Origin of the sequence: Parabacteroides sp. PH5-46 (genome assembly GCF_029892785.1) — a bacterium.
Lineage (GTDB): Bacteria > Bacteroidota > Bacteroidia > Bacteroidales > Tannerellaceae > DFXE01.
This window is the reverse complement of the sequence record NZ_JARXXA010000015.1, coordinates 12,246-26,791: the sequence shown is the minus strand read 5'-3', so window position 1 is coordinate 26,791 and position 14,546 is coordinate 12,246. Positions and strand designations below refer to the sequence as shown.

The 14,546-nt window shown below is 43.0% G+C and carries 9 protein-coding genes; 4 read left to right on the top strand and 5 right to left on the bottom strand.

What is annotated here, in order from left to right:
- Positions 1-54 precede the first annotated feature (54 nt).
- A complete protein-coding gene (gene uvrA, locus M2470_RS14410) occupies positions 55-2,841 on the bottom strand; it encodes an excinuclease ABC subunit UvrA (RefSeq protein ID WP_280745707.1) in 2,787 nt (928 codons plus the stop codon).
- 120 nt (positions 2,842-2,961) lie between these two features.
- Between uvrA and M2470_RS14405 the strand changes: the two genes are divergently transcribed.
- Positions 2,962-3,438: a DUF456 domain-containing protein gene (locus M2470_RS14405; RefSeq protein ID WP_280745706.1), complete on the top strand. Its 477-nt coding sequence runs from the start codon at positions 2,962-2,964 to the stop codon at positions 3,436-3,438.
- A gap of 202 nt (positions 3,439-3,640) precedes the next feature.
- Here the strand turns inward: M2470_RS14405 and yaaA are convergent, their stop codons facing one another.
- From yaaA to M2470_RS14385, 4 genes are read right to left on the bottom strand one after another with little or no spacing between them, the layout of a single operon-like run.
- A complete protein-coding gene (gene yaaA, locus M2470_RS14400) occupies positions 3,641-4,405 on the bottom strand; it encodes a peroxide stress protein YaaA (protein ID WP_280745705.1) in 765 nt (254 codons plus the stop codon).
- Positions 4,406-4,410: 5 nt separating this feature from the next.
- The gene (locus tag M2470_RS14395) at positions 4,411-5,217 is read right to left on the bottom strand and encodes a KilA-N domain-containing protein (protein WP_280745704.1); all 807 of its coding nucleotides are present in this window, start codon (positions 5,215-5,217) and stop codon (positions 4,411-4,413) included.
- Between the two features lie 49 nt (positions 5,218-5,266).
- Positions 5,267-6,205: a DMT family transporter gene (locus M2470_RS14390; protein WP_280745703.1), complete on the bottom strand. Its 939-nt coding sequence runs from the start codon at positions 6,203-6,205 to the stop codon at positions 5,267-5,269.
- An 8-nt stretch (positions 6,206-6,213) separates the two neighbouring features.
- Positions 6,214-7,881 carry a nucleoside kinase gene (locus M2470_RS14385; RefSeq protein WP_280745702.1) on the bottom strand — a complete coding sequence of 556 codons (1,668 nt, stop codon included), beginning with the start codon at positions 7,879-7,881 and terminating at the stop codon, positions 6,214-6,216.
- An 82-nt stretch (positions 7,882-7,963) separates the two neighbouring features.
- Here M2470_RS14385 and M2470_RS14380 point away from each other — a divergent pair, with 82 nt between their 5' ends.
- The 3 genes from M2470_RS14380 (at position 7,964) to M2470_RS14370 (ending at position 14,512) form a co-directional block, all read left to right on the top strand.
- Positions 7,964-9,769 carry a Na/Pi cotransporter family protein gene (locus M2470_RS14380; RefSeq protein WP_280745701.1) on the top strand — a complete coding sequence of 602 codons (1,806 nt, stop codon included), beginning with the start codon at positions 7,964-7,966 and terminating at the stop codon, positions 9,767-9,769.
- A 129-nt stretch (positions 9,770-9,898) separates the two neighbouring features.
- Positions 9,899-11,443, top strand: a complete 1,545-nt coding sequence (locus tag M2470_RS14375) for an alpha-L-fucosidase (RefSeq protein ID WP_280745700.1) — start codon at positions 9,899-9,901, stop codon at positions 11,441-11,443.
- Positions 11,444-12,070: 627 nt separating this feature from the next.
- Complete coding sequence (locus tag M2470_RS14370) at positions 12,071-14,512, top strand: ABC transporter permease (protein WP_280745699.1); 2,442 nt, start codon at positions 12,071-12,073, stop codon at positions 14,510-14,512.
- Positions 14,513-14,546 lie beyond the last annotated feature (34 nt).

Below are 14,546 nucleotides of genomic sequence, written 5' to 3'. Positions count from 1 at the left end.
AAACATTTTTATCGAAAAACGATAAATTAACATTAAATAACAGAAAAACGACTTTTAGAGTTTGTCTTTCAGAAATTGCCCGGTATAGGATGTGGAGCAGGCGGCAATGTCTTCAGGAGTACCGGCGCAGACCAGATTACCTCCTGCATTGCCTCCTTCAGGGCCTAAGTCGATCACATAATCTGCACATTTAATAACGTCCATATTATGTTCAATGATGACAACAGAATGCCCTTTGTCTATTAAGGCGTTAAATGCTTTCAACAAGGTTTTGATATCGTGAAAGTGAAGACCGGTGGTTGGTTCGTCGAAAACGAATAATGTAGCATGTTGTGTTTCCTGTCCTAGATAGGATGCCAGTTTTACACGTTGGTTTTCGCCTCCGGAAAGGGTGGAGGAGGTTTGTCCCAATTTGATGTATCCTAATCCTACGTCCTGTAATGGTTTCAGGCGTTTGACTATCTTTTTTGCCTGCGAATCTTTCGATTCGCCAAAGAACTCGATGGCTTGGTTTACTGTCATTTCCAGTACGTCGTAAATATTCGAGCCTTTGTATTCTACATCCAGTACATCGGATTTGAAGCGCTTTCCATGGCATACATCACATTCCAGGGAAATATCAGCCATAAACTGCATTTCTACTGTAATCTTCCCTTCTCCTTTACATTCTTCGCAACGTCCGCCTTCTTTATTAAAGGAGAAATAAGCCGCTGTGTAACCTAGTTGCTTAGCCAAAGGCTGCTCGCCAAATAGTTTTCGGATCTCGTCATAAGCGCCGATGTAGGTAACGGGATTGGAGCGGGTACTCTTACCGATAGAGTTCTGATCGACAAATTCGATTCCTTTTATCAGGTGGAAATCGCCTTTTGTCTCTTTACAGTCTACATTGGAACGGGCTGAATTGTCTAGTCTTAGCTTTACACATTCGTAGAAGATATCCCTCACCAAGGTACTTTTCCCTGAACCGCTTACGCCTGTTACAACTGTCATCACATTCAGCGGGAATTTAACATCAATCCCTTTCAGGTTGTTCTTTCGAGCACCGAATACTTCTATGTAATTGTTCCATTTCCGGCGGATCGAAGGGACTTCTATCTGGTCTTCTCCGGTGAGGTATCGTACGGTATAGCTGTCTGTATTGGTCTGTAAGTTATCAACATCCCCTTGGTATACCACTTCGCCACCCAAGCGTCCGGCTTTCGGACCGATATCGATGATATAGTCAGCTGCCCGGATGATTTCTTCGTCATGCTCTACTACTACTACCGTATTCCCCAATGCTTCTAATTGGCGGAGTACCTTAATAAGCAGGTCCGTATCCCGTGAATGCAGGCCGATACTGGGCTCGTCGAGGATATAAAGCGAGCCTACCAGACTACTTCCCAGTGAGGTAGCCAGATTAATTCGTTGGCTTTCTCCTCCAGAGAGGGAAGCTGATAAGCGGTCTAAAGTAAGGTATCCCAGCCCTACGTCGAGTAGGAACTGCAAACGGTTTTTAATTTCCGTCAGCAAACGTTTAGCGATGGCAGCATCTGCTTCGTCTAATTCCAGATTATCAAAAAACATTTTTAATTCCGTGATTGGCAGCGATACCAACCAGGCGATATTTTTTCCTCCCACCTGTACATACAATGCCTGAGGCTTCAGACGGCTTCCTTTGCAAGATGAGCAGGTGGTTTTTCCGCGATAGCGGGCTTGCATCACGCGGTATTGTATTTTGTATAGATTTTCTTGTACGAACTGGAAAAAGTCATTAATCCCATGAAGTCCTTCCGCACCGCTCCACAGCAGGTCTTTTTCCTTTTCCGTCAGGTCATAATACGCCCGGTGAATCGGGAAATCATACTTCGCGCTGTTGTTAATAAAATCACGTTGCCATTCACTCATTACTTCGCCTTTCCAGCACACTACGGCACCTTCATAAACGGAGAGGCTTTTATCCGGGATCACCAGGTTTTCGTCAATTCCTAATATCTTACCGAAACCTTCGCAAACCGGGCAGGCTCCTACCGGATTATTGAAGCTGAACATCATATCCGAAGGCTCTTCAAATACAATCCCATCTTCTTCAAAGCGCTTTGAGAATTCTTTTGTAATCGTACCTTCTTCGGCATAAACACGTATAAAACATGTATCGTGTCCTTCATAGAAGGCTGTTTCTGCCGAGTCGGCCAGACGGCTTTTCAAGGTTTTATCTGTTGAAACAGTCAGGCGGTCAACCAACAGTTCTATGACAGGGGAGGAGAGGAGTGTTTTATTCTCAAGTACCTCTTGTATACGATATACTTCGTCGTTTATCGACAAGCGGGTATATCCTTCCTTTTGCAGGATTTCCAGTTGTGCTTTCATGCTGCGCCCTTCCGGCAGCACAATAGGGGCAAATACGGCAAAGCGTGTATCTTCCGGGTATGAAAGTACCCAGCGTACAATGTCATTTACCTGATGTTTTTTTACTTCTTTTCCGGAAACGGGAGAGATTGTTTTTCCGATGCGGGCATACAATAGGCGTAGATAATCATACACTTCGGTAGATGTTCCTACTGTTGAACGTGGATTCCGCGTGCTTACCTTTTGCTCGATGGCAATAGCGGGAGGAATTCCTTTGATATAGTCGGCTTCCGGTTTGCTCATACGTCCCAAAAACTGACGGGCATAGGATGAAAGGCTTTCCACGTAGCGGCGTTGTCCTTCCGCATATAATGTATCAAAAGCCAGTGATGACTTGCCACTTCCCGACAGTCCGGTAATAACCACCAACTTGTCACGGGGGATTTCTACATCTATATTTTTAAGATTGTTGACGCGTGCGCCTTTGATCAGAATATTGTGTTCATTAGTCATACAGCTTCCTACCTTTCAATAAAAACATGCAAAGATACGGAATTTTAATGAACCTTGTATAATAGGCGTTTCTAATCTTTTCTTAACTTAGGCGGCTGTAAATAAATAGATGACTAGCGTATGGATATTTTATTGATTATTCTGGGGATTATTTGTTTGCTGGTGGGGATTGCCGGGTCTATTTTGCCGGGTCTTGCGGGGCCGCCTTTTTCTTATTTGGGGCTGTGGTTGATCCATTGGACTAAGTATGCGGAATTTTCTACGTCTTTTTTGGTGTGGACAGGAGTTATTATGGCTATTATTTCGGTAGCTGATTATTTGTTGCCTCCTATTATAACTAAAAGTACGGGAGGCTCAAAGTATGCCACTACCGGATCCATTATAGGCATGATTGCCGGAATCTTCTTTACACCTATTGGCATGCTTACCGGTATGTTGCTGGGTGCTTTCCTGGGCGAGCTCTTCTTTGCCAAGCAAGGTCCCGGTAATGCTTTGAAGGTTGCTCTGGGCGCTTTCGGTGGTTTCATTCTGGGAACAGGTATCAAGCTATTATATTGCTTTTTCGCTATGATTGCCCCTTTCTTTTATAGTATTTGAGGGTCTGTTTATACAATAAGCTATATGAAGGAAAAATTGCATAGGTGCGTTTTGCCGATCGCATGGGTGCAATTTTGAAAACGCATGGGTGTGATTTAGACAAAATACACATGCGTTTTTTGGTTTATATAATCATTTGATATATAAGTAAATGTATTTCACTCGTTCGTATAGGTTCGTTGATGAGGGATAATACAATAAGTCAGCTTTGTAGGAATACCCAGTTGTCCTTGGTAGACATTTCTTCGTTGTAGCTGAAGCCTTCCCAGGTGAAGTTTTTGAGGTCTTCGGGCTGAGTAATTTTGTTTTTGATGATGTAACGTACCATTTGTCCACGAGCCATCTTGGCGTAGATTACGATTGTTTTGGCTTTATCTCCTTTTAATACTTTGAAGTCGGGGGTGATTACGCGTGTTTTTTCTTCTATTTTTTTCCACCGGAAGGCAGGCTGTATGTCCATACTGGCAAGGTTTATCAGGATGTTGCCCGCTTGTTTGATATCGTTTATAAAGGTTTCCGTTTGCTTGTCGCGCCAGTAGGTGTACATGTTGCTGTCGCCCAGTTCGGGTATCTTTATGTCGCCTTCCATGCGGTAGGGCTTAATCTTGTCTAAGGGGCGGAGCAAGCCGTAGCCAAAGGATGCAATGCGGAGCATATCCTGTGTAAAAAGGAAGTCTTCCTGCGAAAAATCTTTGGGATTGATATTCTTGAATACAACACCTGTATATGCCAGTATAGCCTGTAATGCAGGAGTTGTTTCGGAGTGGAAATGCTGGAAGCGCAGATAGTTCTCGGCTGCTAGTTTGGCATTGATTTTTAACATACTGCTCAATTCTTCGGCAGAAAACTGTGTCATATTCAAGGCTATTTCCTTCGCTTCTTTCAGAAAGCGAGGCGTAGTACCCTCAGGTGCTTTTATTTTAGACGTTCCGGCCATCGTCTTAGCCGGTGAGATAATTGCCAACATAGAATTTACTTTAATATTTTTCTTTCTTCCACTTCTTGTAATACTTTCATTTGCTGTATAGCGATTTGGTTCAGTCTTATTAACCTTTCCCGTTGTGGAAGACCCTCATTAATGAAAACGGCGTTAAGGTTTTCCATATTTGACAAGCAGATCAGTTCATTTATTGTTGCATAGTCGCGAATATTGCCTTTGAGATCGGGATTAATATCTCTCCACTCTTTAGCTGTAATGCTGAATAGTGCGACATTCAGTACATCGGCTTCACTGGCATAAATAATTGAAGTCTGCTGTGGCGTAAGTTCATTAGGGATAAGGTTTTGTCTGATTGCATCGGTATGAATGCGATAGTTTATTTTTGCCAACTCGCGCTTTGCCGACCACCCCAACGACTTCTGCTCTTCTTCTTTGAGGCGTTGGAATTCTTTTACAATATATAATTCAAATTCTATTGAAATCCAGCTTGCAAATTTGAAAGCAATGTCTTTGTGAGCATATGTTCCACCATAACGACCTGATTTTGAAATAAGACCGATGGCATTTGTTTTCTCAATCCATTTTTGAGGCGAAAGGGTAAAAGCATTTAATCCGGCTTCTTTTTTAAACCCCTCGAATTCGAGGGGTTTAAAATCCGGGTTATAAAGACATTCCCAAACTCCCAAATATTCTATGGTGTTTCTGTTTCGCATCCAGTTGGCAATCACTACATTTGGTTCATCTGTTTTGAACTTGGCTATATCAGTGATAGAAACATAATCCATGTCTTTTTGTTGAATAACAGTTATATCTGTGTCTTTTACGGTTATTTTTACCATATTTTGCTTAGAAGTTTATTTTAATACAAAAGTAGAAAGAAATCTTTAGTTAGATACTGGCGATAGGCTGTGATGTGCGCCAGACATTCCAGCTTTGTAATAAGACGGAGAGGATAATGAGTCCTAAGCCGATATAGAAATAGAGGTTGAGTTCTTTTGCTTCTCCCAGAAAAAGCATGGCTATAATGATGCTGTAGACGGGTTCGAGGTTGTAGCTGAGGTTGACGGTAAAAGCCGAGATAGTCTTCAACACATCAATCTGCAGAAGATAAAGAAGGGCTGTACAGAAGACAGAAAATACCAGCAGATAGAGAAAGTCTTTCCCTGTGGGAATGATACTTTCGGTTGGAAAAAAATAAAGGTAAAAAGGCATCAGAAAGCTAAGCAACAGAAAACCCCCAATCATTTCGTACAACAACATCACGGAAGAAGGGTATTCCTTACCCAGTTGCTTGTTGGTTATCGTAAACAGAGCAGCCAGCAAGGCAGATACAATCCCTAGCAAAATCCCCGTGCGGTAGCGGGCATCGAAATGGAAGATCAGCAGAATGCCCAATAAGGTGATCAGACTGAAGGCTACTTCCTTGAGGGAGATGCGGCGCTTGTTCATCAGCGGCTCCAGCAAGGCTGTAAAGAAACCGGTAAGAGCAAAACAGATAACACCGATAGACACATTGGAGGCTTTGATACTGCCGAAGAAGAAAACCCAATGAAGTGCCAACAAAGCACCTACACCGAACATGCGAAAGCTCATTCCACCTCCCGATTCACCCCCCGACCCCCTAAAGGGGGGGAAAGAAGGGCGTTTCTCAAGCCCCCCCTTCAGGGGGTTGGGGGGTGTGAATAGTACCAATAACATGATAATCGCGGTTATCAGCATACGGTACCAAACCAACAAGCCTTCATTTAACGTGATTATCTTTCCGAAAATACCGGTAAAACCGGCTAATAGGATAGAGATATGCAGTTTAATGAAGGCTTGTCGCATATGTTTGCTTAGTAGTGGAAACTACCGCCACCCAGGAATTCACGAAGCAGCGAAGTACCGGGTAATGCCTGATCTGTGATAGGGGTAAAGTATTTCAGGAAACGCATCAAACGATAGGCCTCTGCGTTTTCTTTGTCATATTCCTTTACTTCAGAAAGAATCGGTTCGGCATACCGCCGCAAGGCTGCCAATTCGTATAGCATGGCACTGTTGAACATAGCGTCGGCCTCTTCCTGATAGGGGAATATCCACTTGTCTTCGCCCTTGCGCACACTGGCCCAGCGGGAGATAGTATCCTTGGCAGAATAGCCTCGGAAACGGTAATCACGAATGATACGGCGCAGCAAGCGGTTGTCAGTAGTAGGTATCCAGTTATGGTTGTCCAGTGAAATAGACGTCAGAGCTGAAACATATACACGATATTTATATTTGCTTTCGATATGAGCTGTCAGTTCAGGATTCAAGGCGTGGATGCCTTCTATAATCAGCAGAGAATTCTTTTTTAGTTTGAGTTTCTTGCCTTTGTAGATGCGTGTCCCGGTAGTAAAACTATAGGTTGGCAAATCTATCTCTTCGCCACTCAATAGCTTTTGCATATCGCTGTTAAAGTAGGGCAAGTCTAAGGCATAGAGCGATTCAAAATCGTAATCTCCCTTTTCGTCGCGAGGGGTATCCACACGGTTCAGGAAATAGTCGTCCAGCGAGATACTAACCGGATGGAACAAATGTGTAATCAACTGTATCTCTAAGCGTTTGGAGAATGTTGTTTTTCCGGATGAGGAAGGGCCCGAGATCAGGACAATCCGTACCCCCTCGTCGTAACGATTGGCTATCTGCTCCGCTATTTTAGCGATTTGTTTTTCCTGCATAGCTTCCGATACCATTACGATTTCGGATGTAAAGCCATCGGCTACGGCTTTGTTGAGGTCGCCTACATTGCTGAGGTTTAATGTCCGCTGAAGGGTAAGGTGCTCCTTATAAGCTCCGAACATTTGATCCTGCTTGATAACCGGTTCCAGCTCTGCCGGATTGTTCCGCTGAGGCACACGCAGCAATACGCCGTCAAAATACGGCACGATATCAAACAAATGAATATAACCGGATGAAGGTGTAAGGCAGCCATAGAAGAAGTTGATATAACCGTCCAGCTCGTAATAAGAGGTATAGGCCATACCGGCTGTTTCTATCAGACGGGCTTTGTCTTCCATCCCTCGTTCGCGGAATAAGATAGCCGCGTCTGAGGTACGTACGCTTTTATGGTGGAAGGGGATATCTTCATCGATGATAGTTTGCATCCGTCTTTTGATCTTGCCGATGGTTTCTTCATCGATTGACTTCCCGTTATGGATCACACAATAATATCCTTTGGAGATGGGGTGTTCCAGGTTTAACGTGGCGGTAGGGAGTATATCATTTACCGCTTTGGAGAAAATGTGACAGAGCGAACGCACGTATGTACGCATGCCGGACTGGTTGGTATAGTCCATAAACTCCATATCCTTAGGCTGCCAGCAGCGATAATTCAAGCCTTCTACCTTATTATTAACCAAGGCATTCATTGGGGGGTAATCCAATGGCGACCCGAACGACTGATAAATTTCCAATAATGATGATCCTACCGGAATTTCTTTGTATTGGCTATTGTTTTTGCAATAAATTGTAATAGTTGCAGACATAGTTTTTCACTTATTATTTGTAGTTTTGCCGGATAAAAATAAGAATATTAATTGGATAGACCATCCTTACAACTTTTTTTAAATGGAATACTCATTTTTTGACTTTCTTACTCTCGTTGGTTCTTTAGGTATGTTCCTGTATGGAATGAAGATAATGAGCGAAGGATTGCAGAAGGTCGCAGGAGATAAAATGCGGAGTATCCTGTCCGCCATGACTACAAACCGGTTTACGGGAGTATTGACCGGTGTATTAATAACCGCCTTAATTCAGTCTTCAAGTGCTACTACTGTAATGGTAGTTAGTTTTGTAAACGCTGGTTTGCTTACCTTAACCCAATCCATCAGTGTGATTATGGGAGCCAATGTGGGTACTACCGTAACAGCCTGGATTATTTCACTGTTTGGCTTTAAAGTAGATATCAGTTTGTTTGCTCTTCCGCTTGTCGGATTGGCTCTTCCGTTGGTATTTTCACAAAAGAGCAAGCGGAAATCATGGGGTGAGTTTATAATAGGATTTGCTCTTTTATTTTTGGGGCTCTCTTTCCTGAAAGAGAATGTGCCCGACCTTCAGAAAAACCCCGAAGCGCTTGCTTTTCTTCAGAATTATACCAATTTAGGTTATCCTTCTTTGTTTATATTTCTGGCTTTGGGTAGTATTCTTACCGTTATTGTGCAATCCTCCAGTGCTACGGTAGCCATTACGCTGATTATGTGTACAAAGGGCTGGATTCCTTTTGAAATGGCAGCTGCTATGATTCTGGGCGAAAATATTGGTACGACGATTACAGCTAATCTGGCGGCTTTTTCAGCCAATGTTTCTGCAAAGCGTGCCGCACTGGCGCATTTGATGTTTAACGTATTCGGGGTATTTTGGGTATTGCTCCTGTTCTATCCTTTTACCAGTTTGGTTTCATGGATAGTAACCAACTACGGTCCGGGTAATCCTAATGAAATAACGAATTTTCTGGCTACGTTGGACTCCAATACAATCGCGCAGATCACTTCCGGTCAAGAGCTTACCGATCCTAAACTGCTTGAATATCAGAGCCAATTAACATCCTTGCAGGTCTCTGTTTCTTATGGATTATCACTTTTCCATACGTTGTTCAATATCTGTAATGTATGTATTATGATCTGGTTTGTGAAGTTCTATGTATATATTTGCTCGGCATTGATCAAACCTCGTAAGGAAGGCGAAGAAGAAGAGTTTCAGCTTACCTACATCACATCTTCCATGCTTTCTACTTCCGAGCTTTCGATGATGCAAGCTAAGAAGGAAATAGCGGTATACGGTGATAGGACGTATCGCATGCTCGGAATGGTACGACAGTTGTTCTATGAAAAAAATGAGGAGGAGTTCCTGAATATATTCAACCGCATCGTAAAGTATGAGAATATCTGCGACAGGATGGAGATAGAGATAGCCAACTACCTGACATTGGTATCGGAAGGACGCCTGAGTTCTGAAAGTAAGGAAGAAATACGGGTAATGCTTCGTGCCGTAACTGAGATAGAAAGCGTAGCGGATTCATGCCATAACCTGGCACGTGGCATCAAGAGGCGCAACGAAGGCAAATCGGTCTTCACGGATGAGCTGAACCACAATTTCGACTATATGCTTTCACTGGTAGACAAGGCTCTTGCACAGATGAATAACGTTCTTCACAAAATAGAGATTGTACCCGATGATATCAATCCCTCGTACAACCTGGAAAACGAAATCAACAATTATCGCAACCAGTTGAAACTTAACAACTTGGAAGATGTAAACAACAAAAAATACGACTATCAGGACGGCGTGTATTACATAGACCTTATCTCCGAATGCGAGAAAATGGGCGACTATATCATTAACGTAATGCAAGCTATTGTAGAAAAGAAATCGTAAAGTTATCGATATAGTACTATTTAAGGTCGATAAGGAATAATAAAAAGACAGGAATCATTCTATACTTTTGGGGTGTGCTCACAGTTGGGCACACCCTCTTTGATTCTATGTACTTTAAAATAATATAGTATGATTAAAAAATCTGTTTATCTACTTCTGATACTATTGTGTGCCTCGTGCCAGCAGGCGGGTAAGACGGTTTATGATATCGATTCTGTTGCTTCACCCAAAGGAACAGCTGTTTTTCAGCCCACTTGGGAGAATATTGCTGAAAACTATCAGTTTCCTACCTGGTTTACAGATGCTAAATTCGGTATTTTTATCCATTGGGGAGTGTACGCTGTACCAGCCTTTGACAGCGAGTGGTATCCACGGAATATGTACCAGCAAGACAGCCGGGCATATAAGCATCATATAGAGAAATGGGGGCCTCATGATGAGTTTGGCTATAAGGACTTTGTCCCGATGTTCAAGGCCGAAAAGTTTGATGCCGCCGAATGGGCTGCCCTGTTTAAGGAAGCAGGAGCGAAGTATGTTGTTCCTGTGGCAGAGCATCACGACGGCTTCTCAATGTATGATAGCGAATTGAATGAATGGAATGCTGTTGCAAAAGGCCCTCAGAAAGACATCCTTGGCTTGCTGAAGAAAGAGATAGAAGCGCAGGGACTTGTATTCGGACTGTCTACCCACCGGGCAGAGAATGCCTGGTTTTATAACGGGGGAATGAACTTCCCTTCCGATGTGCAAGACATGAATATCTCCTTGTATGGCAGAAGGTATGCCGACGAATCCTACACCGAAGAACTGGCCAGGGAATGGCTTACACATACCTATGAGTTGATAAACAAATACGAACCCAAACTGATCTGGTTTGACTGGACGGTAAACAACCCTGTTCTGATGCCCTACTTCAACAAGTTTATGGCTTACTATTACAACAATGCCCTGGACTGGGGGCAGCACGTAGTAGTGAACACCAAGCAAGGCTATCCTACCAATGTGCATGTATGGGACGTAGAACGTGGCAAGTCTGGACAGATGATGCAATTCCCTTGGCAAACAGATACTTCTGTAGGAAAGAAGTCCTGGTCATACGTTGAAGGAGAAGAAAACAAAACCCCCGAACAGATTGTACACGACCTGATTGACATCGTCAGCAAAAACGGAAATCTGCTATTGAATATCGGTCCCCGTGCCGACGGAACAATCACCAAAGGACAAAAAGAGGTATTACTATCCATCGGAGAATGGCTGAAAGTGAATGGAGAAGCTATCTATGGAACCCGTTGCTGGAAGAAGTTCGGCGAAGGCAATGCCGAACCCACCAAGGGCTCCTTTACCGACAATGAGGCAACCGCCTATACGGCACAAGACATCCGCTTTACAACAAAAGGTAACGATTTTTACGCCATTGTCCTTAACTGGGACGATGCCGGAACCCTCATCAAATCACTAAATAAAGAAGCTATTGCAGATGCAAAAATACTAAACGTTACCTTGTTAGGCTCAGACGAAAAAATCAGCTGGGAACAAACAAACGAAGGCTTAAAACTCCGTTTCCCCCCATACAAACCCTGCGAATACGCCTACGCTTTCAAGATCTCTTTCGACAAAGAAGTAGGCAAGCACCTCCCCTCGGAAGCCATAAACGAAGTAATGAAACATGGTAGCTGATCTTTTTGATGTTAAAATACCTTATATCGATGCATAATTTCGGAAAATGGTATTTTTAGCTAACTTCTATTTTGTCAGGAAGTGTTGGAAAAATAAGAAAAGAAACAAATATTAATAGAAATCAAATCGGATTTAACTATTATTTGGTTAAATCGAGCGTTTTCTTCCGATTCATCAAGGTCATTTTACTAAATTATCCAAGTGATTTTGTCAAGTCATTTAGATCATTTATAGAATGGCCTTGGTTATTTTCTTACACATTCTTGCCAATCCGAAAAGTACTGTCCGAAAAATATAATACGAAGGATTTGTTAACTAAAAATGCAGCCTAAAAGGCGATTCTATTTGAACTATCAAAAAGCCCTGCTAATAGAGGATTTGGAGGACTTTTTGATAAACCTGAAGTATCAATTCCAGCCGTTTTTTACGCGCTTTCCATAGCTTGCTCCGAAATATCGTCTGCTACAAGGGGCTGAATTAACAAATTGTCAAATTGTCAAATATTTAGACAGAGGTGTTAAGTTTTTGGACAGAATTTACATTTGAAATAATTGTATGTTATTTATTAACAGGTGGATATGTTTGTGGCATGGATTTTGAAATGTTTTTATATTATGAGGTATAATTATGGGTAGCACATTTAGAAACTTGTTTCATATACTCAGGCGTTTTAAGTTGGCATCGGTTACTAACCTTGTCGGGCTGAGTCTTTCTTTTTTCCTGTTTATGCTGATTAGCATTCATGTGAATTATGAATATGGCTTTGATGCTTCGATTGCAGATAAGGATAGGGTTTTTCAGCTTGAAAATTTACGCGACGACGGGATATGGGAGTCTAATTTCTCGCGTCCGCAGTTGGAGCGTTTCATTGCTGCTTCGCCCTATATAGAAGCTGCCGGTATTACGAATAATTTATCGTATACGTCGTTCCGCTTTGGCGTTTCAACGAGTTCCGGGCCGGATGCCGTAAGCTATATTGAGGCATTAGACCGGATTACTCCGGGCTATACCGAGGTGTTTGGCTTTGAGATACTTGCCGGTAGTACCGATTGCCTCAGGCAACCGAATGGTATGTTGATTTCGGAAAATACGGCCAAAAAGCTGTTCGGCGAAGAGGATCCGATAGGGAAGTCCATCTATATTTCTGAGTTTAAGGGAGTGGATAGCTTTGCGATGTATGGACTTGAGTTCGGGCCTCATTATACAGTGGGCGGAGTCTATCGCGACTTCCCGGAAAATACGCGTGTGAAGAACGCCTTGTACACCCCAATCCAGGAGAAAGAAATGATGGAGGATTGGAACACAGGACCTTACTATTGTTACCTGTTGATGTCGTCTCCGAAAACAGCTCCGGCATCTGTTGAAGAATATGCGAGCGAAAATGCGGATTTCCTTAGGAACTTCGGCATTGATGATATCAGGGTTAGGGCTTTGTCATATCTGTATTTCGGCAAGCAAGTCCGGGCAGATGCCGCTCCTACAGGCAATAAACTGCGAACCAATATGTTGCTTTTCATTGCCATATTGATCATTGTAATAGCATTAGTCAATTATATCAACCTTTCCGTCGCATTGGCTCCGGTACGCATGAAGTCTATCACCACTCAAAAGGTGCTGGGATGCTCGCAGACGGTTCTTCGTAAATACCTGGTTTCAGAGTCTATAGGTATTTCTTTTCTTGCCTTTCTTGTTGCCTTTATGTTTCTTGTCTTGCTAAAAGACACACAATGGGTAACGGACATGCTTGGGCATCCTGTGAATCTGTATGCAAACTGGATGATCATTGCCTGGACCTTTGCATTGATCGCAGGAGCCGGTCTGCTAGCCGGCCTTTATCCTGCTTTCTATATTACTTCTTTCCCTCCTGTGATGGCTCTGAACGGATCTTTTTCATTAAGCGGAAGAGCTAAGAATACCCGTAAACTATTGATAGGCGTTCAGTTTGTTATCTCCATTACCCTGATAATAGGTTCGCTGTTTGTCTTCCTGCAGAACAAATACATAGACAATGTCAATCTGGGATTTGAAAAGGAAAACGTCCTGGAAATAAAGCTGAGCATGGGAACAGCCTTGGCTAAAAGCGACTTGTATAAAACACGTTTGCTGGAGTATCCCGACATTAAAGAGGTAGCCTTTAATGAATTTAAGTTTGTTTCCGACGAATCCCGTTCCAATATTGGGTACAACTACAAAGGGCAGCATTACTATATGAGTTGGCTGGGAGTATCTCCTAATTTTCCTCAGATGATGGATTTCAAGATGCTTGCAGGGCGTAATTTCCGTGCCTTGGATGAAGCGCCGGATAATACACGGGCTGTTTGTATTATCAATGAAACTGCCGCACGGGAGATCGCTTCCCGCTTTACATCCGATGAGATAGGAGACATCTCCGACCTGATAGGAACAAGCATTGAGGATAATAACATACCGGTGCAAATTATCGGTATATTCAAGGATGTTCATTACGAGTCTTTGTATAAGGAAGTACGCCCTCTCGGCTTCTGGGTATCTGCCAAGAACCAATATCGCCGCGTGTTGCCGGAGAACTATTCGTATGTAAAAATAGCCGGAGGGAATATTCCGGAAACGATAAACCACATTCGGGAAGTGATCAACGAGCTAAATCCGGGCTATCCTGCCGACGTTCATTTCTTCGACAAGGCATTAGACGAGCTTTACAACAAAAGCCATCAGCAAGGCTTATTGGTAGCTTTACTCTGTTTGCTGGCTGTTATTCTGTCGTTGGTAGGCGTATTCGGCTTGGTTATATTTGAATCCCAGGGACGCGAAAAGGAGATTGCCATACGCAAGGTGTTTGGAGCAACTATCCGGCAGATACTCTGGATGTTTAATTCATCTTTTTTACGGGTGGTAGTGGTAGGCTTTATCATTTCGGCTCCTATTGCCTATTATGGTGTCAATCAGTGGTTGCAAAGCTTTGCCTACAAAACTCCTCTTTACCTGTGGGTATTCTTTATTGCCTTGGCGGCAATAGCCATCCTTACTATACTGACGGTTACCCTTCAGAGCTATCGTGTAGCCATATCCAATCCCGCTCCCAAATTATAGAAAATAAAGAGAGGCTATCCGGCCGGACAGCCTC